Here is a 22,268-nt window from a genome sequence, read left to right as displayed (position 1 = left end):
TCGTTTTTTACAGTTAGAGAAGCCGCCGAGAGGCGGCTTTTTCGTTTCAAAACAACGCATTAATGGTTCGTGAGCGGGGTTTTGCCTATTTGTTTCGGGCGTGTTTCATTCCGTTACAAAGATTGAATTGTGACTTTTCTGCGAAGGCCTTACCTCTGTTTGCAAGGCAATCGTTAAGATTGTGGCAACGAAAGAGGCACATTGTGCAAAATACGCTCAAAGCATCTGTGACGTTTGATGGCGTCGGTCTCCATTCCGGCAAACCCGTCCGCATGAAGCTTTTTCCCGCACCAGCGGGGCATGGGATCGTATTTCGCCGCACGGATATCGCATTGGGCGACACTCTGGTTCCTGCGAACTGGAGCCTAGTCGAACGCTCGCCCTTGTGCACCCGTCTTGTCAATGACGCCAAAGTCTCTGTTTCAACCGTTGAACATATCATGGCCGCGCTGGCAGGCTGCGGCGTTCATAATGCGCTGATCGAACTGGACGGACCCGAGGTGCCGATCATGGATGGTTCCTCAGCGCATTTTGTACGCGGCATCATGAAACACGGCGTCGCGCGTCAGTCGCAGCCGATTGTGGCCTATCGCGTGAAGAAAGAAGTCACCGTTACCAATGACGAAGGCGCGCGTGCAACGCTGAAACCTTCGGATCGTCTGAAGATCGAATTTCATATCGATTTTGCAGAGGCCGCCATTGGTCGCCAAACCCGGTCGCTGGACATGCGCAACGGTGCCTTTGCCCGTGAGCTGTGTGATTGCCGCACGTTCTGCCGTCGCGCGGATGTGGATGCGATGCAGGCGGCCGGTCTGGCCTTGGGCGGCATCCCCGGTGAAAACGCGGTTGTGTTTGATGGCCATGTGGTCCAAAGCGGCGAAGGGCTGCGTCACTCGGATGAGCCTGTGCGCCACAAGATGTTGGACGCGTTGGGGGATCTGGCGCTTGCCGGTGGTCCGTTGTTTGGTCACTACATCGGTGAACGCGCAGGCCACTCACTGACCAACACACTTTTGCGGGCCCTGTTTGGCACGCCGGGTGCAGTGGAACGTGTCTTGTGTGACCCGATCATGATCTCTCGCCTGCCGGGGCAGGGGCTTGTTTGGGGGGAGATCCCACAACAGCGTCGCGTCGCCTAAGTCGCGAATGTTGGTGTAAGTATCAAAGGTCCGCCCGAGCGGACCTTTTTTGTTGTCCAAAGAGCATCGGGTTCGCGTTCTGTTGACCGTCATACCCTTGACCGAGCGGCATATTCCGGGCCAAGTGAACCGGATGGGGGCAAAAGTGATTTTGTCCCATAAACGAATGTGCTAGACCCGGCGAGGCAGGGCTGCACAGCGGGCTTGTCCCGGTTGGAATGACGACGAGGTTAGACATATGTTCGGCATCAGAACGGCCACAAAATTCGCGGGTTCAGTTCTTCTGATGGCTATGCTCGCAAACTGCGGTGGCGCGGATGGCGATGCGGCGGCACGACAGGAAAACCTTGAGATCTTTACGCCACAACAGATCTTTGAACGGGGTGAGTTTGAACTGGCGCGCAAGCGCAACAAGGACGCGGCCTACTTCTTTTCTGAAGTTGAACGGCTTTACCCGTATTCTGAACTCGCCAAACAGGCGCTGATCATGCAGGCGTTTACCTTCCACAGCGGTAAGGATTACGAAAGCAGCCGCGGCGCGGCGCAGCGCTATATCGATTTCTATCCAACCGACGAAGACGCGGCCTATGCGCAGTATCTTCTGGCGCTCAGCTATTATGACCAGATTGATGAGATCGGTCGGGACCAGGGGTTGACCTTCCAGGCCTTGCAGGCCCTGCGCACCGTGATCGAGGTCTATCCCGACAGCGAATACGCAAGCTCAGCCATCTTGAAATTCGATCTGGCCTTTGACCATCTGGCGGGCAAGGAAATGGAAATCGGACGCTATTACTTGCGTCAGGGACATTTCACCTCGGCCATCAACCGGTTCCGTGTGGTGGTCGAAGACTTCCAGACGACGTCGCATACGGCTGAGGCGCTGCATCGGCTGGTCGAAGCCTATCTGTCGCTTGGTCTGGTGGATGAGGCACAGACCGCAGGTGCGATTCTGGGACACAACTACCAATCCACCGAGTGGTATGAGGACAGCTTTAAGCTCCTCACATCCAATGGGCTCAAGCTCAAGGATCGTGGCGGCAACTGGCTCAGCCAGATCTATCGCCAGTCGGTCAAAGGGGAATGGTTGTAACCGCTTTACGGGGGGCCGAGCGGGACCATGCTGCGCGCGCTTGAAATTCGTGACTTATTGATCATTGACCATCTGGAGCTGCAATTCCAGTCGGGTCTGAACGTGTTGACGGGTGAAACTGGCGCGGGCAAATCGATCTTGCTGGACTCGCTTGGGTTTGTGCTGGGCTGGCGGGGCCGGTCAGAACTGGTGCGCCAGGGGGCCAAGCAGGGCGAGGTCACGGCTGAGTTCGATCTGACCGATGATCACCCGGCCCACGCAATCCTCGAAGAGGCGGGTCTGCCGCAGGGCGACAGCCTCTTGTTGCGGCGGATCAACACCGCCGACGGGCGCAAGACGGCCTGGGTGAATGACCGGCGCTGTTCGGGAGAGGTGCTGCGTGCCTTGTCGGCCACGTTGCTGGAGCTGCATGGGCAACATGATGACCGGGGCCTGTTGAACCCGCGCGGCCATCGCGCCATGCTTGACCATTTTGCCAAGGTTGACGGACATTTGGCCACGACGCGCCAAACCTGGTCCGCAGTGGCAACGGCCCGCAAAGCGGTGGAGGCGACGCGCAGCGCGCTCGAATCTGCCCGCGCCGAAGAGGAATTCCTGCGCCACGCGGTGGCAGAACTCGACAAACTGTCGCCGGAAGTGGGCGAAGAAGCCACATTGGACACCCGTCGCCGCCAGATGCAAAACGCTGAACGTGTGCGGGGCGACATTGCGCGTGCCCATACGTTGCTGACCGAAGGCGCCGAGCTGACTGCGGCCGAGGCGTATCGCTGGCTCGAAAGCGTCAACGGAGAGGGGACGGAAGGGCTGGATGAGCCGCTTGCGGCCTTGGATCGTGCGATGGCCGAATTGGGCGACGCCGAAAGCGCGATTGGCCGGATCCTTAGCGGTCTGGATTTTGATCCAAGCGAGCTGGAAAACTGTGAAGAGCGGTTGTTCGCGATCCGGGCCCTTGCGCGCAAACATGATGTGCTGCCGGACGAACTTGCCACCTATGGCGAAGATCTGCGGCAAAAGCTGGCGGCATTGGATGCGGGCGATCAGGATCTCGCAGCCCAGGAAGCGGCGCTGACGCAGGCGCAGTCGGCCTATGATGCGGCGGCAGCAGCGCTCAGCGCCGCGCGTCAAAGCCACGCGGCTGAACTGGACACGGCCGTCATGGCCGAGCTTGCCCCGCTCAAGATGGAGCGGGCGGTGTTTAAAACCGACATCAGCCCAACGGACCCTGGACCCGAAGGCATCGATGCGGTCTCCTTTACTGTGGCAACCAATCCGGGCGCGCCTGCTGGTGCCCTAAACAAAATTGCATCCGGCGGTGAGCTCAGCCGGTTTTTGTTGGCGTTGAAGGTCTGCTTGCGCGGTGAAGACGCCAGCAAGACGCTGATCTTTGACGAGATTGATCGCGGTGTGGGGGGCGCAACTGCGGATGCGGTGGGGCGTCGCCTGCGGGCGCTGGCCGATGGCAGCCAGGTTCTGGTTGTCACCCATTCGCCGCAGGTCGCGGCTCAAGGTGCCCATCATTGGCGTGTACAGAAGCAGGTCCAGGACGGTGTGACCCTGTCGCAGGTGGTGCCTTTGCCGCCCGACGAACGTGTTGATGAAATCGCCCGGATGGTGTCTGGCGATGTCATCACCGAAGAGGCCCGCGGCGCGGCCAAAGCGCTGTTGGTTCTGGAAAATTGATCCTTGGCGCGGAACACAACGTAAGTTCCGCGCGTCTAATGTGTTTTTTACGATGTGTTAGAACTGCTCTGGTTGAAACAGAGCGGCAGCGGACGAAATTTGGCCCCTTATGACAAACTCAACTCTTCATACCCTCTATTTGGACTGGCGTGCCTCTATGGTGCGATCCTGGCGCGCCTTGCGACAGCAGGGGCCAAGCCAGTTTCAATTCTGGCTGATCGCCCTGGTCATCGGCATCTCGGCGGGGTTTGCAGCGTTGTTTTTTCGCAAAGCAATCAATGCTCTGCAATCCTGGGCCTATGGCGCCGAAAACGTCGATTTTATCCATTCCTTTGCCCAAGGCCTGCCGTGGTACATGCTGCTGTTGATTCCAACGGTGGGTGGGCTGGTTGTGGGGGTGATCCTGCACCGGTTTACGCCGGATGCGCGGGTGCGTTCGGTGGCGGATGTCATTGAGGGCGCGGCGCTGAACAATGGCCGGGTCGAACGGCGCGCGGGCCTGGCCTCGGCGGCGGCGTCGCTGATCACGCTCAGCACTGGGGGCTCTTCGGGGCGAGAAGGGCCAGTGGTGCATCTGGCAGGCGTCATTTCGACCTGGGTCAGCAATTGGATCCGCGCGGATGGAATCACCGGGCGCGATCTGTTGGGCTGTGCTGTAGCCGGCGCTGTGTCTGCCAGCTTTAACGCGCCGATCGCCGGAGCTTTGTTCGCGCTTGAGGTGGTGTTGCGCCACTTCGCGGTTCACGCTTTTGCACCCATTGTCATCGCCTCTGTGGCCGGTACGGTGATCAACCGGTTGGAATTCGGCAATGTGGCGGAGTTTGATCTAGTGACCCCCGGCGAGCTGCAATTTTATGTGGAATTGCCGGCCTTTCTGTTGCTGGGCGCCGTTTGCGGCGTGGTTGCAGTGATCTTGATGCGCTCGGTGTTCTTCACGGAAAAGATCATGAATTCCGTGCAAGACGTAACAGGTCTGCCGCGCTGGCTGCGCCCGGCTGTGTCTGGTGCGCTGCTGGGGTTCATCGCGATCTGGTATCCGCACATCATTGGTGTGGGGTATGAGACGACGGCGCTGGCCCTGATGGGGCAACTGACGGTCCAGCAGTGCATCCTGTTTGTCATCATCAAGACGGCGGCTGTCTCCATCACCATGGGCGGCCGGATGGGGGGCGGTGTGTTTTCGCCCTCGTTGATGATTGGTGCATTGACCGGGCTGGCCTTTGGCTGGATCGCCACCAGCGTGTTGCCCGAAGTGTCTGGTGTCCACACACTGTATGCGTTTGCAGGCATGGGGGCGGTTGCTGCTGCGGTCTTGGGCGCGCCGATCTCAACAACGCTGATTGTCTTTGAACTGACAGGTGATTGGCAGATCGGCCTGGCGGTGATGGTGGCAATTTCGGTCTCTACCGCGTTTGCCTCGCAGGTTGTGGATCGCTCCTTCTTCCTGACCCAATTGGAAAACCGGGATATCCATCTGGCTGCAGGACCACAGGATTATGTTCTGACCTTGCAGCGATGTGGTGGAGTGATGCGGCTTTTGGGTGGGGAAAAAGGCCCGTCCGAAGTGCTGTGCCGCACATTGATCGCAGATGGCGTTGTGCTGCCCGTGTCCGCTACGCTGGATCGCGCCATGTTAATCTATGAGCGCACGCCTGATTTGGAGTTCATTCCAATTGTCGAGGCAACCGGAGAGGGCGAGCCGCATCTTTTGGGGGCTCTCTATCAAATTGATGTGCTCAAAGCCTATAATGCCGCCCTTTCAGCCGCAGCCGCAGAAGAACACAGCTGAATTGCGCTCGTTTTGCTAAACCCGTTCGGCGGAAAAACTCTCAGATCACGATGGATCACAAACTGTGATCTTTTTGCATCGTGATTTGGTTAATTATTTCTTTCATTTGATCTGCAGGCGTTAACCAACAAAAGTAAACGTGAACGAGCAGTCATTCACAATTTTGCGGAAACAGCGAAATGTGTCCTTATGAAAGAAGCCCATCAAGGGTGGAGAAAAACAACGCAAATACAGACAGTGACCATGCCCGTATAGCATTGGATTCATTGATAGATTTTGCGATTGAATGTGTGATGGAATTCCATGAGCCCGGTGCCCATGGTCGCAATTCTTCAGCAAAACGAGATCTGTGCGGTAAAGTCTGACACCAAAATTGTAACATTTACCCCGAAATTAATGGTCCGCCGCGACCTGAATTTCCGGAGAATGTTAAAAGGTGACTTTCAAAATAACAAAAGCGCGAGCTGCTCGCTTGCGCTTCCGTTTTGCAGCTTTGTAACGTTTTGCGTCAGACTTGCTCGACTTTCAGGCTCTCAAGCTTCTCAAACGCAAGGTAATCCTTGATCTCACTTAGCGCATCGCTGGGAGCTTCATAAGACCAGGCTGCGTTTTCTGTTGTCGACGAAAGGTTGACGATATTGAAGAAGGTCGCGGTGCCTTTGCCTACTTCTTCGACGGACTTGCCGCTTTCGTCGAGCATCGCCATGGCAATGTCTTCACGGGGGAAGAACTGCACAGGGGCTGAATCGCCTTCAGACAGTTCCAGGACTTTTGTGCTTTCGCCCAGAACAGCGCCACCGGAACGCACCACCCAGGTGCCCTCGATTTTGCGAATGCGGATATCGCTCATGTTGTGTTCCCTCAATCGTTCAGAGTGTCACAGGCTTGTGCCTGTCATTTGTAACAGGAGGATTTCAAATCTCCTGTGTCGCTTTGACCAGCCAGGCTTTGGCACTGGGGGTCAACAGCGGGGTCAGCAGTTCAGCGACCGTGGAATGGTATAGGTTTAACCAATCTTTTTCATCCTTACTGAGCATATCCGCGACAATCAACCGCTGGTCGATTGGGGCTAGGGTCAGGGTCCGCCAGGACAAGAAGTCCCTGTCTGCATCCCCACTGGGCAAGGCAGGGGCCTTGTCCACAACAACCAAATTCTCGATCCGGATGCCAAAAGCCCCTTCGCGGTAATAGCCGGGCTCGTTGGACAGGATCATCCCTTCCTCCAGCGGGATGGCGCTGGTGCGGCTCAACCGTTGTGGGCCTTCGTGAACGCTAAGATAGGCACCGACCCCGTGGCCCAGACCGTGGTTGAAATCCTGTTCCGCCAGCCACAGCGGCATGCGGCCTACGCATTCAATATCGCGCCCCGCCAGACCGCGCGGCCAGCGCAGGCGAGACATGGCGATCATGCCTTGCAACACGCGGGTAAAGGCTGCGCGTTCTTCATCCCCCGGCGTGCCGATCGCAACCGTGCGGGTGATATCGGTGGTTCCGTCCAGATATTGCCCACCACTGTCCAACACCAGAAGATGCCCATCTTGGAGCGTGGCGTTTGTTTCTTCGGTCACCCGGTAATGCATGATCGCGCCATTAGGACCGGTGCCTGCGATGGTGTCAAAACTGATTTCGCGCAGCTGGTCATCTTGGCGGCGAAAGGCTTCGAGTTTTTTGACCACATCAATCTCGGTCAGGCTGCCAGCGGGCTGATTGTCCAGCCAGGCCAGAACCTCAACCACTGCGGCACCATCGCGAATATGGGCGGCGGCGCTGCCGGCAATCTCGGCCTGGTTTTTCTTTGCCTTGGGCAGCAGACAGGGATCGCTGCCGCTTTGCACTCTGTCGCCAAGGCGATCCACGACGATCTGCGGAACCGTTGCCTGATCCACCAGGACTGTGCCGTTCAGCTGGCCAATGGCTTCAAGGAAGCGGTCAGGCGCATGGGGGGAGACGGCCGGGTCCAGCGGAGTGTCAAGGTGCAACAGCTTTTCCGGCGCGACGAACAGGTCCACCCGTGCGCTGGCATGTAGAATCGCAAAACACAGGCCAACCGGGTTATGGGCCACATCGGAACCGCGAAGGTTCAAAAGCCACATAATGCTGTCGGGTAGGGTGATCACGGCGGCAGACTGGCCTGATGTGCTGAGTGTCTGAGCAAGCCGCTCGATTTTTGCACCTGCGCTTTCACCGGCCAGGCTTTCGGGGTGAGAGGTCAGCGGCTGCACCGGGGCGGCGGGTTGGTCTGTCCAGATCTGGTCCACCAGATTGTCACATTGCACCAGCTCGATCCCGCTGCCTTTTAATGCGGTTTCGGCCCGGGCAATTTCACCTGCGGCGTGAAGCCAGGGATCAAACCCGACTTTGCCGCCCTGGGGTAGCTGCTCTTTGAGCCAATCGGTCAGAGAGACTTCAGGCCAGGGGACGGGGGTGAACGCCTCAGCAACCTGCTGTTTCACCTGCGTGCGATAGCGCCCGTCGATGAACACGCCTGCCGATTGGTGGAGAATGGCACAAAAGCCTGCCGAGCCCGTGAAGCCCGTCAACCAGGCCAAACGTTCGTCCCGCGGTGCCACATATTCACCTTGATGCGCATCTGCACGTGGAACAAGGAAGCCATCCAGCTGGGCCTGTACCATTGCCTGCCGCAACAGCGCCAAGCGGGGCGGACCTTGTTCGGGACGCGCGGTAACGTCAAAGCTTTGGTACATGTGAAGCTCCTGCAAAACGGTTGGCGGATGTTTCTTTGGGTGGGTAAGGCGCCCAAAGAAACGTGTTCCAACCTTCTCCCACGCTGCAATTGCCAGAGCAAGTCGCGCTGTGAGGGAGCTACGAAAAACCAGAGGCTCCCGCCTGTTATCCAACATTCAGAGAATGTTCAAAAACAGTTGGGCCAGGCGCCGCGCAGCCGCGCGGCGTGGGACGGATTACAAGACCTGTCCGTGTAATCGATGCCGCCGTGCACCGTTTGGTGCACGGCTACGCCCAACGCTTGGGACGGCATCTTTGATGCGGGTCCAAGGGGCGGGAGTGCTTCGTTTGGTGCGCCCGGTCCTTTGGCAGCTAGCTCGCCTTGCGAATGCCCATCACCCGGGCGCGGGCGCGCGGATCGCTGTCAAACAGGGCGGCCAGTTGTTCCGTCATCGCGCCGGCCAGCTGCTCCACATCTGTGATCGTGACGGCACGATCATAATACCGGGTCACGTCATGGCCAATGCCAATCGCCAAGAGCTCCACCTGACGGCGTTTTTCAACCATGGCAATCACATCGCGCAGGTGCTTTTCCAGATAGTTGGCCGGGTTCACGGAAAGCGTGGAATCATCCACCGGAGCGCCATCCGAGATCACCATCAGGATTTTGCGCGCTTCTGGGCGTCCCACCATGCGGCGATGTGCCCATTCCAGGGCTTCGCCGTCGATGTTCTCTTTCAACAGGCCTTCTTTCATCATCAGGCCCAAATTGGTCCGGGTCCGGCGCATGGGTGCATCGGCGGATTTATAGATGATGTGACGCAGGTCATTCAGACGCCCGGGTTGCTGGGGGCGTCCGTCGTTCAGCCAGGCTTCCCGTGCCAGCCCACCTTTCCAGGCGCGGGTGGTAAAGCCGAGGATCTCCACCTTCACATTGCAGCGTTCCAGGGTGCGGGCCAGAACATCTGCGCAGATCGCAGCGATCGAAATGGGACGCCCGCGCATGGAGCCGGAGTTATCCAAGAGCAGCGTAACCACTGTGTCCCGGAATTCCGTGTCGCGCTCCATCTTGAATGACAGCGGCGTTGTCGGGTTGGCCACAACCCGCGCCAGACGGCCTGCATCCAGAATGCCTTCCTCCAGGTCAAACTCCCAGGAGCGGTTTTGCTGGGCTTGTAGGCGGCGTTGCAGCTTGTTGGCCAGACGGCTTACGGCCCCTTTCAGCGGTTCCAGCTGCTGGTCGAGATAGGCGCGCAGGCGCTCCAATTCCTGTGGCTCCGCCAGATCCTCGGCGGCGATCTCTTCGTCATGGGCGTCCAGAAAGACCTTGTAATCGGGATCGGCTTCCGAGACGGGCGGCGGGGCGGGGGGCTCCAGCGGCGCTTCCCCTTCGGGCATTTCGGTCTCATCGGCCAGCTCTTCATCGGCCATCTCATCCATCGAGACCTGAGCCTGACTTTCGTCCTGCTGCTGTTCCTGCGCTTGCTCAGGCGAGGCGTCGACGTCGTCTTGTTCGTCGTCGTCCTGACCGGCAGAGTCCTGGTCTTCCTGATCCTCGGTGCTGTCTTCGTCGGCCTCTGCTTCATCTTCGTCAGCCAGGTCGTCCGGGTCATCGCCCAACTGATCACCGTAGCCAAGGTCATTGATCATCTGCCGGGCAAATTTAGCAAAAGCGGTTTGATCCGCCAGCGTTTCGTCGAGGTTCTCCAGCGTCTCACCAGCCTGGGATTCAATAAACCCGCGCCACAGCTCCATGATGTTGCCGGCGGCCGCAGGCAGGGGGCGGCCGGTGGCCAAATGGCGGATCAGGTATCCTGCCGAAACCGCCAGCGGCGCTTCGGCTGAGGTTTTAACCTGATCATAGCCCCGGCGTAGCGCTTCGTGGGTGATTTTGACGTCAATATTGGAGGCGGTGCCGGGCATATAACGCGCGCCCATGGCCTCACAGCGGGCGGTCTCCATCGCCTCATAGAGCTCCAGCGCCATATCGCCGGGCGGGGCGTATTTGGCGTGAAGTTCCGCATTGTGAAAGCGACGTTTCATTGCGAGCGCATCCGCCGTGCCGCGCGCCAGCAGAACCTCATCCCGGGTCATGCGGCGCGAGACCTGCGGCAGGCGCATGGTGTCCCCGGACATGCCGGAAGGATCAACGGTATAGTTGACCGACAGCTCTGCATCATCGGCCATGACTTTGGTGGCCTCTGCCAGGGCCTTTTTAAACGGATCCGCCGGGTTGTCGTTTGGTTTGCTCATGTCTGCACCTGATCCTTCATAAAGGAGCATTGGTCCTTTGCGTTTGGCTGTCCAGTCTTTTGCCAAAGATCGGGCCAGTTTCCACGGGGGAGAGGGCGCCCGCATGGCCCATCGAGGGCCAATTGGGCGCGGTCTGGCGGTGCCGCCAGACCAGGGCGGCCATTAGCCGAGAGAGACGCTTGCCGCGCTTTCGGGCAGTTCCTCGTCAAAGCAGCGCTGGTAGAATTCGGCCACGGTCTGGCGTTCCAGTTCGTCACATTTGTTGAGGAACGACAGGCGGAAGGCATAGCCCACGTCGCGGAAGATCTCTGAGTTCTGGGCCCAGTTGATAACCGTCCGGGGCGACATCACGGTCGACAGGTCGCCGTTCATAAATGCGGTCCGGGTCAGATCCGCAACGGTCACCATCTGGCTGATCTTCTTACGGCCTTCGGCGGTGTTGTAATGGGGCGCCTTGGACAGGATGATCGCGGCTTCGGCGTCATGGCTCAGATAGTTGAGCGTAGCAACCAGCGACCAGCGGTCCATCTGGGCTTGGTTGATCTGCTGGGTCCCGTGATAAAGACCCGTGGTATCGCCCAGACCGACGGTGTTTGCCGTGGCAAACAGGCGGAAGTTCGGGTTCGGGGTGATGATCTCGTTCTGGTCCAGAAGCGTCAGCTTGCCGTCATGTTCCAGAACCCGCTGGATCACAAACATCACGTCCGCGCGGCCCGCGTCATATTCATCAAAGACAATTGCAACCGGGTTGCGCAGCGCCCAGGGCAGAATACCTTCGTGGAACTCAGTGACCTGCTTGCCGTCACGCAGCTTGATCGCGTCCTTACCAATCAGGTCGATCCGAGAGATATGGCTGTCGAGGTTCACGCGAACAGAGGGCCAGTTCAGGCGTGCAGCGACCTGTTCGATATGGGTGGATTTACCGGTTCCGTGATAGCCTTGGATCATCACACGGCGGTTGTGGCTGAAGCCTGCCAAAATCGCCAGCGTGGTGTCCGGGTCAAATTTATACGTCGGGTCCAGTTCGGGCACGCGGCTTGAGCTTTCGGCAAAGCCCTTGACGGTCATATCCGTATCGATGCCAAAGGTGTCACGGACCGAAATCACTTCGGTCGGTTTTGCAGTGCTGTCCAGAAAGCCTTCGCTCATTCCCGTCGTCCTTGTCCTCGTGCCACCCGCTGGGCGGTTTTGTTCCCGCCGATTGGTGCCCGATCTGGCAGGCAAGGGCAAGGGGGACATAGGGGCTGGTACAATCCATTTTTGATTTCTGTGCCCTTGGATCCCGCCAAGACTGCGTTCTAAGCAAAAACGCCCGGCGCGTGCGGGCCGGGCGTCAGGTCGAATTGAGGGGTCGGGGCGATCAGAGGGCCGATTTGATATTGCGGGTCGCCAGAGCCAGGCTGCGCTCATCAACAAAGCGCGGGGTGGATTTCATATATTCGACAAAAGCACGGCCATAGCCTTTGAGCAGCCAGCGCTCTTCGTTCAGGACAAACAGAAAATAAAGCGCAAAGAGTGCTGCGGCAAAGCCGATGGTGATCCAGGACCCGGCAGTGATCCCCAATCCCACGGTCGCCAGTACCGATGTGACATATTGCGGGTTGCGGGAATAGGCATACATGCCGCCGGTGACCAGCCCTTCGCTCTCGCAATATGTATTGTCGAGGCCCAGGAATTTATAGCCCCACAGGGTGATGCCGAAGGCCACAACCATGATCGGCACACCCACCAGATACCGGGCCCAGTGGCCAAACCCGTGGACGAGGATCTCGCAGAGCGCAAACACAACGGTTGTACCACAGAAGACGCGAAAAATGCCAAAGGCCAGATGGTGTCGCCAACCGTCTGACGCAGGCCACAGGCCCAGATCGGGGCGTCGAAGGCTCAAAGTCAGATGCGCACCAAGCGCAACCGCAGAGATAATGGCGGCCCAAAGAAAGATTTGGTGAAGGCTGTAAAATAGATCGGTCATCGGTTTGGTCTTCAGTCCTTTTGGAGCTGTTCAACTGTAACGCTACGCCACACGGCAACGGCGCCCACCGGGCGCTGATCCCTTGCTGGTACCAACCCATTGTAACAAAAATTCTGAGGATTCGAGACTGGAGGCTTTCACAACGGCTCACATCCGCTGGAATTGCCTCTCTGCGCAAAAACTGGCCCATATGGGCCAGTTCAAAGGTGTTTCGGAAGCTTCAACGCGCCTATTTGAAGGATCGGCTGTCTTTGACCTGATCCCAGGCCCACATGACTTCTTGCAGCTGTTCTTCCTGACTGCGGTCGCCGCCGTTCATGTCGGGGTGCAGCACTTTGATCAGCTTCTTATAGGCTTTGCGGATCTCCGCCTTGGACCAATCGTCTTTGGCCTCCAGGATCTCCAGCGCCTTGCGCTCGGTTGGGGGCAGGCGACGACCCACCGACCCACCGCTGCGGCCCGGATTGCGGGTGGCATTGCCGCCCAGCACCTGATGGGGGTCTTCGATGCCCAGACGTGCCCAGGCGCGGGCCTCTGGATCGCCCAACGGCTTGGTCTCGCGCTCCCAGACTTTGTCTTTGGAACGCTGCGCATTCAACTCCGCCTCTGTGGTGCCTTCAAAGAAGTTCCATTTCTGATTGTACTCGCGAATGTGTTCCTGGCAGAACCAGTAGAAATCATCCAGCACATCCGGCGCTTTGGGCGCGCGGAACTGGCCGGGCTTGTTGCAGCCTGGATGGTCACATTTGCGCTGCGAGGTCTCCGAGGCACCAGACGTGCTACGCCGCCCCCGCGGATTCTTCTTCTTGGCAGAGCTTACGGACATATCAAAACCGAAAGGATCTGACTTGCTCATGGGGTGTCACCTTCTCGACGCATCTATTCGACTCGGGAACAGCAGTTTAATCCAAGGGTCAGGAGATAGAAGGGGGGAGAAGAAAAATATATGGAGATGAGCGGAAAATGAGCATGAAAGCTACAATCGAATCCCGGCTGCGCGCAGCCTTTGAACCAACTGAGATTGAGGTTATCGACGACAGCGACAGTCATCGCGGACATGCAGGCCACGACGGTCGCGGCGAAAGTCACTTTAACGTGCGGATCCGGTCCGCATCCTTTGCGGGGAAATCCCGGGTGGCCCAGCACCGCGCCATTCATGCAGCCCTGGGCGATGTGATGCAGAAAATCCACGCGCTGGCATTGGACGTCGGCGTTTGACACGCCTCCGGGTCAGCTGTCGTCTGATTTTTGGTTCGCCCGATTGCGCAACGCAGCGGTGAGGCCGGCAACCGGGCTCACCTCTTCCACACCGTCGTCTTTGAGCATCCGGACCGCACCTGGCCCTGGAACTGGCGACACAGAAGGCTCGGCCGACGGATCACCCGCAAAGGCGATCTCATCCTCTTCCACGGTCAACAGAGGTTCGGCCCGAAGCGCGGGGCGCTCTGGCAGACGTTCTGGTTCTGGATCTACTGGCGGCTCCATCCCTTCGGAGACGGGTTCAACCATGGGGGCTTGCACCTGCGGTTCTTCCACCTGCGCGTCTTCTTCCGCAAGCGCACGGCGGAAGATCAAAACGTTGCGCCAATTGGTGGTCGATGAGGTCAGGCCCGAGCGTTCTTCGGACGGCAACAGCTCAGCTCGCAGGTATTCCCAACCCTCGGCTGCCATTTCATTCAGGGTGATCTCTACAGAATTGGCAAACCGCGCCTCTGGTGTCTTCACGCCTTTGGCCTTGGTGCCTTTGGCGGGGGCGGGGACGACCTTGTATTCAAATGCGGGCATCGAAATCTCCTGGACTTGCCCATTGAGGTTTAGCGATTGCGTTGGGGTCGTCAACTCCCGAGTGCATGGTTTGAAGCCCAACCTGACGCGGACAGAGAGCCGATAAAGAGCCGGTTGCAGGAGAAGAATGGTGTATTATTTTTGAAATATTTACGGTCTGGCGAGCTCAATACTCAAGAATTTAAGCAAAGCAACCTAAGGAGGAGTCGTTGTTGTTATTTCCCTGGAGGATTGTGACGTGTTTAAAGTGCCGGATTGGAAGCTTGCCTGGAAGCTGCCCCTTACAATCGCCATCCCGTCATTGATGATGGTTTCGGCTTTGGGGATAACGCAGCTGAAACAATCCTCTGACGCGATCGAGGCGGACCACAGGGCAGCCTATACGAGCTATGTCCATGAAAAAGGGGCCGCGGTGGAAGACTGGCTGACCCAGTCCCGCGACGAGGTTGTCGCGCTTGCGGACAGTTATGCCGTCACATCATCACTCATTGATTTTACAGCCGGTTGGCGGGCCTTTGGCACCGGGGTCGATGACGAACTGCGCCGCCTTTACATTTCGGAAAACACCCATCCCGTTGGGAAAAAGGACGAATTGGAGCAGGCCGGGGATGGCTCCCTGTGGTCCGTTGCCCATGAACGGCATCACATCGGGCTGCGGTCCTATACCCGGGCACAAGGGTATTACGATCTGTTCTTGTTTGATACCGCAGGCAACCTTGTCTACTCCGTCTTCAAAGAAGACGACTTTGCCCTCAATTTCGTGAGCGGCCAATATGCGGGCAGCGACCTTGGAGAAGCCTTCCAATCGGGAAATACGCTTCAAGCTGGCGAATTTCATATGACCGAAATCAACAGCTATGCCCCCAGCGCTGACGCGCCTGCGATGTTCGTGTCAACGCCTGTTTTCCAGGATGGCCGTCGTCTGGGCGTTGTCGCGGTCCAGCTCTCGATGGATGCGATGGCGCATATCCTGTCCGATTCTGAGGTGCTGGGCGAAACCGGAGAGGTCTATCTTGTCGACAAATCCCGTCGTGCGCTTTCGCCTTCACGCCATTCCGACGGGCATGCCGCGCTAGAGGTCCTGCCCGAGCTTGAGCAGATTGACGTCGCGCTTGCTGGTCAGGATGTATACAATCCCAAAACCACAGGTTTACGCGGCACGACGGTTGTGTCCGAAAGCTACCATGTGAAATCTCCAAACGGTCAAAGTTGGGGGCTGGTGTTTGAAATCGATCGGGCCGAAGCGAACAAGTTCATCAATCGCGCAACTCTGTTTGGGGCTATCGAACTGGCGGTTACCGGCGTATTGCTCTGCGTTCTGGTCTGGTTCGTGGTGCGCCAGGTCATCAAGCGCATCACACAGTTGACGCGTGAATTGGAGCTCATCGGACAGGACGTTTACGATCAAGAGATTGTGGGTCAGGATCGGACAGATGAAATTGGCTTTATCTCGAAAACTATCGCAGATCTGCAAATTAGCTTGAAAAAAGGTGCGGATGCCCAGGCGCGCGAAGCGGACGTTCAAAAGAATAACGCCAAGGTTGTGCAGCTGCTGAGCACCGCGTTGATGAAGCTGTCTGAAGGCGACTTCCGCAACAAGGTCCTCGAGTACTTCCCTGAAGAACACAAAAAGCTCAGATACAGCATCAATGACGCCTTGTCTGGGCTCAACGATGTGATTGTGATGGTACGTGACACGGCAGGCAATATCGAAAAAGGCGCACGAGAGGTGGCCAGCTCGGCGGATGACCTGTCACAGCGCACGGAATCACAAGCGGCGACTTTGGAGCAGACCGTTGCGGCGCTGGAGGAAGTCACAACAAGCGTGCGCTCTGCCACTGAACATGTGGAGAATGTGGAAGTTACCGTAGAAGACGCGCGCCGCAAGGCCGAGGAAAGCGGTGAGGTTGTGCGTGACACAATTCGGGCGATGACCGAGATTGAGGCATCCTCCAATCAGATCGAACAGATCATTGGTGTTATCGACGATATCGCCTTCCAAACCAACCTGCTTGCGCTGAATGCCGGTGTGGAAGCTGCACGCGCAGGCGAAGCAGGGCGCGGATTTGCGGTTGTTGCCTCCGAAGTGCGCGGCCTGGCCCAGCGGTCCGCAGATGCGGCGCGTGAGATCAAAACCTTGATCGAAACAAGTGGGCAACAGGTTGGCAAAGGGGTCAAAATGGTAGCACTCACCGGTGAGGCGCTCACTGTGATTGTTGATCAGGTCAAAAACATCTCAACGCTTGTTGGACAAATTGCAGAATCCGCACGCGAACAAACCACAGCGCTTTCGGAAATAAATGTGGGTATGTCCCAACTGGACCAAGTCACACAGCAAAACGCTGCCATGGTCGAAGAGAGCACCGCGGCCTCACATCTACTGCGCGCTGATGTGAACAAGCTGAACAGCTTTGTCGACAAGTTTAAAACCGCCGAACCTTCAGCAGCTGCAAGCAACACACTGGAACAAGCTGCGCCCAAATCGAGCATGGAAGCCGAGCTGGATACACTCGTGGAGCACCAAGACGAGACTGTCGCTGTCGCAGCAAATGACGACAAATGGACGTCCTTCTAACGCGCATATGAAAAAGGCCAAGTGTTGCGCGCAACCATAAGTGAATAAGTAAAAAAGGTGCCTCGCTGGGCACCTTTTTTACTTTTATGTCGTTCGGGTCAGCTGCCCAGTTTTTGCGCCACCAGCTGGTTCACGGCCTTGGGATTGGCCTTGCCGCCGGTGGCCTTCATCACCTGGCCGACAAACCAGCCTGCCAGCTTTGGGTTCTCTTTGGCTTTTTCCACCTGTGCCGGGTTGGCGGCAATGATTTCGTCCAGAGCGGCTTCAATCGCGCCCGTATCTGTCACCTGCTTCATGCCGCGTTCTTCGACAATCTGCGCCGGGTCGCCACCTTCGGTATAGACGATTTCAAACAGGTCTTTGGCGATCTTGCCGGAAATCGCGTCGGACGCGATCAGGTCGATGATGCTGCCAAGCTGTTCGGGTGAGACGGGGCTTTCGGTGATGGACTTGTCTTCGTCCTTTTTCAGGCGACCAAAGAGTTCATTGATCACCCAGTTGGCAGCCAGCTTGCCGGAACGTCCCTTGGCCACAGCTTCAAAATACTGTGCCGCTTCCACTTCGGCGGTCAGAACCGAGGCGTCATAATCTGTCAGACCAAAATCCGCGATAAAACGCGCCTTCTTATCATCCGGCAGTTCCGGCAGTTTGGCGGCGATATCGTCAACCCAGGCCTGTTCGATCTCCAGCGGCAGAAGGTCGGGATCAGGGAAATAGCGGTAGTCATGCGCCTCTTCCTTGGAGCGCATGGAGCGGGTTTCGCCCTTGTCCGGATCATAAAGGCGCGTTTCCTGCTCGATCTCGCCACCCGCTTCCACGATCTGGATCTGGCGGCGGGCTTCAACCTCGATCGCTTGCTGGATAAAGCGCATGGAGTTCATGTTCTTGATCTCACAGCGGGTGCCGAGGTGGGAGAAGTCGCCGGTTTCCTGGAATTTCTCATACTGGCCTGGCAGACAGATCGAGACGTTGACGTCTGCGCGCAGGTTGCCGTTTTGCATATTGCCGTCGCAGGTGCCCAGATACTGCATGATCTGGCGCAGCTTGGCGATATAGGCGGCGGCCTCTTCGGGGCCGCGAATGTCAGGGCGGGAGACGATCTCCATCAGGCAGACGCCGGTCCGGTTCAGGTCAACAAAGGACATGTTCGGATCCATGTCATGGACCGACTTGCCCGCGTCCTGTTCCATATGGATGCGCTCCACGCGTACATTGCGCGCGGTTCCATCCCCCAGTTCCACCAGCACTTCGCCTTCGCCCACAATCGGATGATAAAGCTGGGAGATCTGATAGCCCTGCGGCAGATCCGGGTAGAAGTAGTTCTTGCGATCAAACGCGGACCAGAGGTTGATATCCGCCTTGAGGCCCAGACCTGTGCGCACGGTTTGTTCCACACAGAATTCATTGATCACCGGCAACATGCCCGGCATGGCCGCATCAACAAAAGCCACGTTGGAGTTCGGTTCAGCTCCGAATTTGGTGGATGCGCCAGAGAAAAGTTTGGCGTTCGAACTCACCTGCGCGTGCACTTCCATGCCGATGACCAATTCCCAGTCATGCTTGGCACCCGCGATAACCTTGGGCTTGGGGAGTTCATATGTCAGGTCGAGCATCTTTGGCCCTTTTTGCTGTGGTCCATCGGTATCTCTGCGGTTCTAGGCCCGAGTGAAGCAAGGAGCAAGGGGGCATTCAGATCTTGGGGCTGGACTTGCCCAAATTGCGCAATGCTTTTGGGCCCGAGGCAGAGACTTGTTTGCCCAAATCCCGCACTTGGAATGCGCGCAGGCCTGTGCGGTTCATCATCCTGATTTTGTCGGCTGTGCATATCTCGAAAACCTAAAAGCGGCGAGCACAGAGGCCCGCCGCTTTCAACTGTCCGGCCTGGTGAGGGCGATCAGTTCAGATATTTTGCGAGGATCGCGTCATAGGTGCCGTCGGCACGCATCTCGTCCAAGGCGGCAGCGAGGGCCGCCGAAACGTCTGCTGGGAATTCCTTGTTGGAGGCGAGCCAGTTGCTGTTCACTCTGGTCGGTTCGCCAAATGTCAGCTGGCTGGGATCAAAGCCTTCGGACTTGAAAACGAACGCAGCGCGCTGGTCCAATGTGTACCATGCTTCTACCCGCCCACCTTCGAGAAGACGCGCAGCCGTTTGTGTATCTTTGGAGGCCTGTAAATTGGTGAAACCTGCTTCGTTCAGGCGCCGTTCGCGCGGTGTCCCGGCGAGGATTGCGATACGTGACAGTGCTGCTCCTTCTTCAAGGGAGTTGACCGGGGCACTAGTCGTCACAAATGCTTCGCGCGGGCTGACCATCTCGACCACCCAGCCATAGATATCCTCGCGCGCGGCCGATCGGCTGGCGGTGAACAGGAGGCTATTGGGAGTTTTTTGGACCGTGGCTTGAGCTCGCTTCCAGGGAAGGTATTGGATGTCGATTTCAACTCCGGCGCGGTTTGCCATTTCCGTCAGCAGCTCATGCGAAATGCCGGGCATATCCGCGTCCGCGGCAATTGTGTAAGGCGGCAGGCTGGCGGTATATGCGATATATGTTTCAGCTTGGGCGACGGCACCAGACAGGGTGATGGCGGCGGCGGCCATGATTTGAAGCAGTTTGGTTTTCATGAACTCATACCTTGGCTACGATTTCTATGTGCGCGTACCATGTTTTGGGAGAAGGCACGCGACGGAGGCCCTGACCGGGCTACTCCTCGTTAGCTGTCCTTAATTTAGATTGACTTAATGCCCGGGTAGCGCTTGCCGCACCGGGCTCAATGCGCCCGCATCTGTTGTTGGGCGTCCGCGTATGTCTTGCGCGGCGGGCGTTCGCTGATGTCGGGGTTGGTCAAGATCTGTGGAATATTCTCCCTTGGCCCGGATCACGGCTGAGGCTACTACTGATCGCCCACAGCCCCAGAAGAGGAGAGGCTCACCGTGGATACCCAACCTCGTATCGCCCAGATGATCGCAACAGAAATCGGCGCGGCCGCCAAGCAGGTCACAGCCGCCGTGGCCTTGTTGGATGGGGGCGCTACCGTGCCCTTTGTGGCGCGGTATCGCAAAGAGGTGACGGGTGGGCTGGATGACAGTCAGCTGCGCAAGCTGGATGAGCGTTTGGGGTACTTGCGCGAGTTGGAAGCGCGGCGCAGCACGATTTTGGACTCGATCAAGGGCCAGGACAAGCTGACGCCGGATCTGGCCAAGGCCATTGCAGGGGCTGAGACCAAGGCGCAATTGGAAGATATTTACCTGCCGTATAAACCCAAACGCCGCACCAAGGCGATGATCGCGCGCGAGAACGGGTTGGAGCCTTTGGCTGAGGCGATCCTTGCGGATCGCGCGGCGGATCCGGAAGCGCTGGCGGCGGGATATCTGGGGGAAAAGGTGGAGACCGTCAAAGACGCCCTGAACGGAGCGCGCGATATCCTGACGGAGCGGTTGACCGAGAATGCAACCCTGATTGGTCGTTTGCGGGACTTCATGCAGCGAGACGCCGTTTTGAGCGCGCGGGTTGTGGAAGGGCAGGAGCAGAAGGGCGCGAAATTCTCGGATTATTTTGACCATCGCGAGGCTTGGGCCAAAGCGCCCTCCCATCGGGCGCTGGCGATGTTGCGCGGTGCCAATGAAGGCGTGTTGACGGTGGATGTGGCCCCCGCGGATGAAGAGGGTGTTGCACGGGCCGTGGGGATGATTGCGGCCGAACTGGGCGCGAGCGGGCAGGGCAAGGGAGACCAGTGGTTGCGCAAAGTCGCGGGCTGGACCTGGCGGGTGAAACTGTCCTTGTCCTTGATGCTTGAACTGATGGGCGATCTGCGTGGGCGGGCACAGGATGAGGCGATTGATGTCTTTGCGCGCAACCTCAAGGACCTGCTGTTTGCCGCGCCAGCCGGTGCGCGACCGACCCTTGGGTTGGACCCGGGCATACGCACCGGCGTCAAAGCGGCGGTGGTTGATGCAACCGGGAAACTGGTGGCCACCGCGACCCTATACCCGTTTCAGCCCAAGAATGACCTGCGGGGCGCGCAGGTGGAGATTTTGAAGCTGATTGCCAATCACGGGGTCGAACTGGTCGCCATCGGCAATGGCACCGCCAGCCGGGAAACCGAGCGGATGGTGGGTGAAGTTTTGCAAAACCTGCCTGCCAAGGTGAAAGCGCCAACCAAAGTTGTGGTGTCAGAGGCCGGGGCCTCGGTCTATTCTGCGTCGGAACTGGCGGCGCGCGAGTTTCCGGATCTGGATGTGTCCTTGCGCGGTGCGGTATCGATTGCGCGCCGCCTTCAGGACCCGCTGGCGGAACTGGTCAAGATCGAACCCAAATCCATCGGCGTCGGCCAGTACCAGCATGATGTGGACCAGCATAAACTATCCAAGTCACTGGATGCGGTTATTGAGGATGTGGTGAACGCGGTTGGAGTCGATCTGAACATGGCCTCAGCCCCCTTGTTGGCACGGGTCTCCGGTCTGGGGCCTGGATTGGCTGAGGCGGTTGTGGCGCATCGCGATATGAACGGCGCGTTTCAATCCCGGCGCGACTTGTTGAAAGTGGCGCGTCTGGGGCCCAAAGCCTTTGAACAATGCGCAGGCTTCCTGCGCATCCGGGATGGCAAGGAACCTTTGGATGCCTCTGCTGTGCACCCAGAGGCCTATGCGGTGGCGCGCAAGATCGTATCGGCCTGTAGGCGCGACATTCGCGATCTGATGGGGGATAGCGCTGCGTTGACCCGGCTCAGAGCTGAGGATTTTGTGGACGACAGTTTTGGCCTGCCTACGGTGCGCGATATCATGGCTGAATTGGACAAGCCCGGCCGCGATCCGCGCCCGTCCTTCAAAACCGCAAACTTTGCGGATGGGGTCGAGGAGATCTCGGATCTGAAACCGGGCATGGTGCTGGAAGGGACCGTGACCAATGTGGCGGCCTTTGGGGCCTTTGTGGACATCGGCGTCCATCAGGATGGGCTGGTCCATGTAAGTCAATTGGCCGACAAATTTGTCAAAGACCCGCATGAGGTGGTGAAAACTGGGCAGGTGGTCAAGGTCACGGTGACCGAGGTTGACGTGCCGCGCAAACGCATTGGTTTGACCATGCGCAAGGACGGGGGAGCTTCGGCCAAACAGGACCGCGATGGGCGCTCTGATCGCGGCGGGCGCAAAGCGGGTGGGCCTGCGCGCAAGGGGCAGATGTCGGCGCGCCCGCCCAAAGGGGGTGCCAAAGGCAAGACACAGGACACCGGCGCGCTGGGGGCGGCCCTGATGGATGCGTTCAAGAAAAAGTAACCCCGTCGGGCTGGAGGCGCGCGAAACCAGG

16 protein-coding genes are annotated in these 22,268 nt (G+C 58.1%); 7 read left to right on the top strand and 9 right to left on the bottom strand.

Annotated elements, in window-relative coordinates; translation table 11 throughout:
- The first annotated feature begins 203 nt into the window (after window positions 1-203).
- The 4 genes from lpxC (at window position 204) to GFB49_RS04050 (ending at window position 5,698) form a co-directional block, all read left to right on the top strand.
- The gene (gene lpxC, locus GFB49_RS04065; RefSeq protein ID WP_343032462.1) at window positions 204-1,139 is read left to right on the top strand and encodes a UDP-3-O-acyl-N-acetylglucosamine deacetylase; all 936 of its coding nucleotides are present in this window, start codon (window positions 204-206) and stop codon (window positions 1,137-1,139) included.
- Window positions 1,140-1,377: 238 nt separating this feature from the next.
- Entirely contained in the window at window positions 1,378-2,229 is an 852-nt protein-coding gene (locus GFB49_RS04060; protein ID WP_153214485.1) for an outer membrane protein assembly factor BamD, read from the top strand.
- Between the two features lie 27 nt (window positions 2,230-2,256).
- Window positions 2,257-3,909 carry a DNA repair protein RecN gene (gene recN, locus GFB49_RS04055; protein ID WP_153214484.1) on the top strand — a complete coding sequence of 551 codons (1,653 nt, stop codon included), beginning with the start codon at window positions 2,257-2,259 and terminating at the stop codon, window positions 3,907-3,909.
- Between the two features lie 109 nt (window positions 3,910-4,018).
- On the top strand, window positions 4,019-5,698 hold the full coding sequence (locus tag GFB49_RS04050; protein WP_153214483.1) for a chloride channel protein: 1,680 nt from the start codon (window positions 4,019-4,021) through the stop codon (window positions 5,696-5,698).
- A gap of 508 nt (window positions 5,699-6,206) precedes the next feature.
- Here the strand turns inward: GFB49_RS04050 and GFB49_RS04045 are convergent.
- The 6 genes from GFB49_RS04045 to GFB49_RS04020 form a co-directional block, all read right to left on the bottom strand.
- Window positions 6,207-6,548: a DUF427 domain-containing protein gene (locus GFB49_RS04045; RefSeq protein ID WP_153214482.1), complete on the bottom strand. Its 342-nt coding sequence runs from the start codon at window positions 6,546-6,548 to the stop codon at window positions 6,207-6,209.
- A gap of 64 nt (window positions 6,549-6,612) precedes the next feature.
- On the bottom strand, window positions 6,613-8,403 hold the full coding sequence (locus GFB49_RS04040) for an aminopeptidase P family protein (RefSeq protein ID WP_153214481.1): 1,791 nt from the start codon (window positions 8,401-8,403) through the stop codon (window positions 6,613-6,615).
- 352 nt (window positions 8,404-8,755) lie between these two features.
- Entirely contained in the window at window positions 8,756-10,636 is a 1,881-nt protein-coding gene (cobT, locus tag GFB49_RS04035) for a cobaltochelatase subunit CobT (protein WP_153214480.1), read from the bottom strand.
- Between the two features lie 162 nt (window positions 10,637-10,798).
- Window positions 10,799-11,785, bottom strand: a complete 987-nt coding sequence (gene cobS / locus GFB49_RS04030; RefSeq protein WP_153214479.1) for a cobaltochelatase subunit CobS — start codon at window positions 11,783-11,785, stop codon at window positions 10,799-10,801.
- A gap of 211 nt (window positions 11,786-11,996) precedes the next feature.
- Complete coding sequence (locus tag GFB49_RS04025) at window positions 11,997-12,608, bottom strand: methyltransferase family protein (protein WP_153214478.1); 612 nt, start codon at window positions 12,606-12,608, stop codon at window positions 11,997-11,999.
- Between the two features lie 229 nt (window positions 12,609-12,837).
- Window positions 12,838-13,464: a DnaJ domain-containing protein gene (locus tag GFB49_RS04020; RefSeq protein WP_153214477.1), complete on the bottom strand. Its 627-nt coding sequence runs from the start codon at window positions 13,462-13,464 to the stop codon at window positions 12,838-12,840.
- Window positions 13,465-13,571: 107 nt separating this feature from the next.
- On the opposite strand from GFB49_RS04020, the gene GFB49_RS04015 reads away from it, so the two are divergent.
- A complete protein-coding gene (locus tag GFB49_RS04015; RefSeq protein ID WP_153214476.1) occupies window positions 13,572-13,826 on the top strand; it encodes a BolA family protein in 255 nt (84 codons plus the stop codon).
- Between the two features lie 12 nt (window positions 13,827-13,838).
- On the opposite strand, the gene GFB49_RS04010 is transcribed toward GFB49_RS04015, so the two are convergent.
- Complete coding sequence (locus GFB49_RS04010; RefSeq protein ID WP_153214475.1) at window positions 13,839-14,393, bottom strand: DUF4177 domain-containing protein; 555 nt, start codon at window positions 14,391-14,393, stop codon at window positions 13,839-13,841.
- 238 nt (window positions 14,394-14,631) lie between these two features.
- Between GFB49_RS04010 and GFB49_RS04005 the strand changes: the two genes are divergently transcribed.
- The gene (locus GFB49_RS04005) at window positions 14,632-16,968 is read left to right on the top strand and encodes a methyl-accepting chemotaxis protein (RefSeq protein WP_153214474.1); all 2,337 of its coding nucleotides are present in this window, start codon (window positions 14,632-14,634) and stop codon (window positions 16,966-16,968) included.
- A gap of 98 nt (window positions 16,969-17,066) precedes the next feature.
- Here the strand turns inward: GFB49_RS04005 and gatB are convergent, their stop codons facing one another.
- Both gatB and GFB49_RS03995 read right to left on the bottom strand, forming a co-directional pair.
- Window positions 17,067-18,581 (bottom strand): Asp-tRNA(Asn)/Glu-tRNA(Gln) amidotransferase subunit GatB, encoded by a 1,515-nt coding sequence (gene gatB / locus GFB49_RS04000; protein WP_153214473.1) that lies wholly within the window; start codon window positions 18,579-18,581, stop codon window positions 17,067-17,069.
- Window positions 18,582-18,862: 281 nt separating this feature from the next.
- Window positions 18,863-19,588 (bottom strand): substrate-binding periplasmic protein, encoded by a 726-nt coding sequence (locus GFB49_RS03995; RefSeq protein ID WP_153214472.1) that lies wholly within the window; start codon window positions 19,586-19,588, stop codon window positions 18,863-18,865.
- Between the two features lie 309 nt (window positions 19,589-19,897).
- Here GFB49_RS03995 and GFB49_RS03990 point away from each other — a divergent pair, with 309 nt between their 5' ends.
- Window positions 19,898-22,237, top strand: coding sequence for a Tex family protein (locus GFB49_RS03990; RefSeq protein ID WP_343032461.1), 2,340 nt, complete (start codon window positions 19,898-19,900; stop codon window positions 22,235-22,237).
- Window positions 22,238-22,268: the final 31 nt, after the last annotated feature.

Origin of the sequence: Tritonibacter litoralis (genome assembly GCF_009496005.1) — a bacterium.
Classification (GTDB): domain Bacteria; phylum Pseudomonadota; class Alphaproteobacteria; order Rhodobacterales; family Rhodobacteraceae; genus Epibacterium; species Epibacterium litoralis.
Note: the sequence above shows the minus strand (reverse complement) of the source record. Positions and strands in the feature narration are given on the sequence as shown.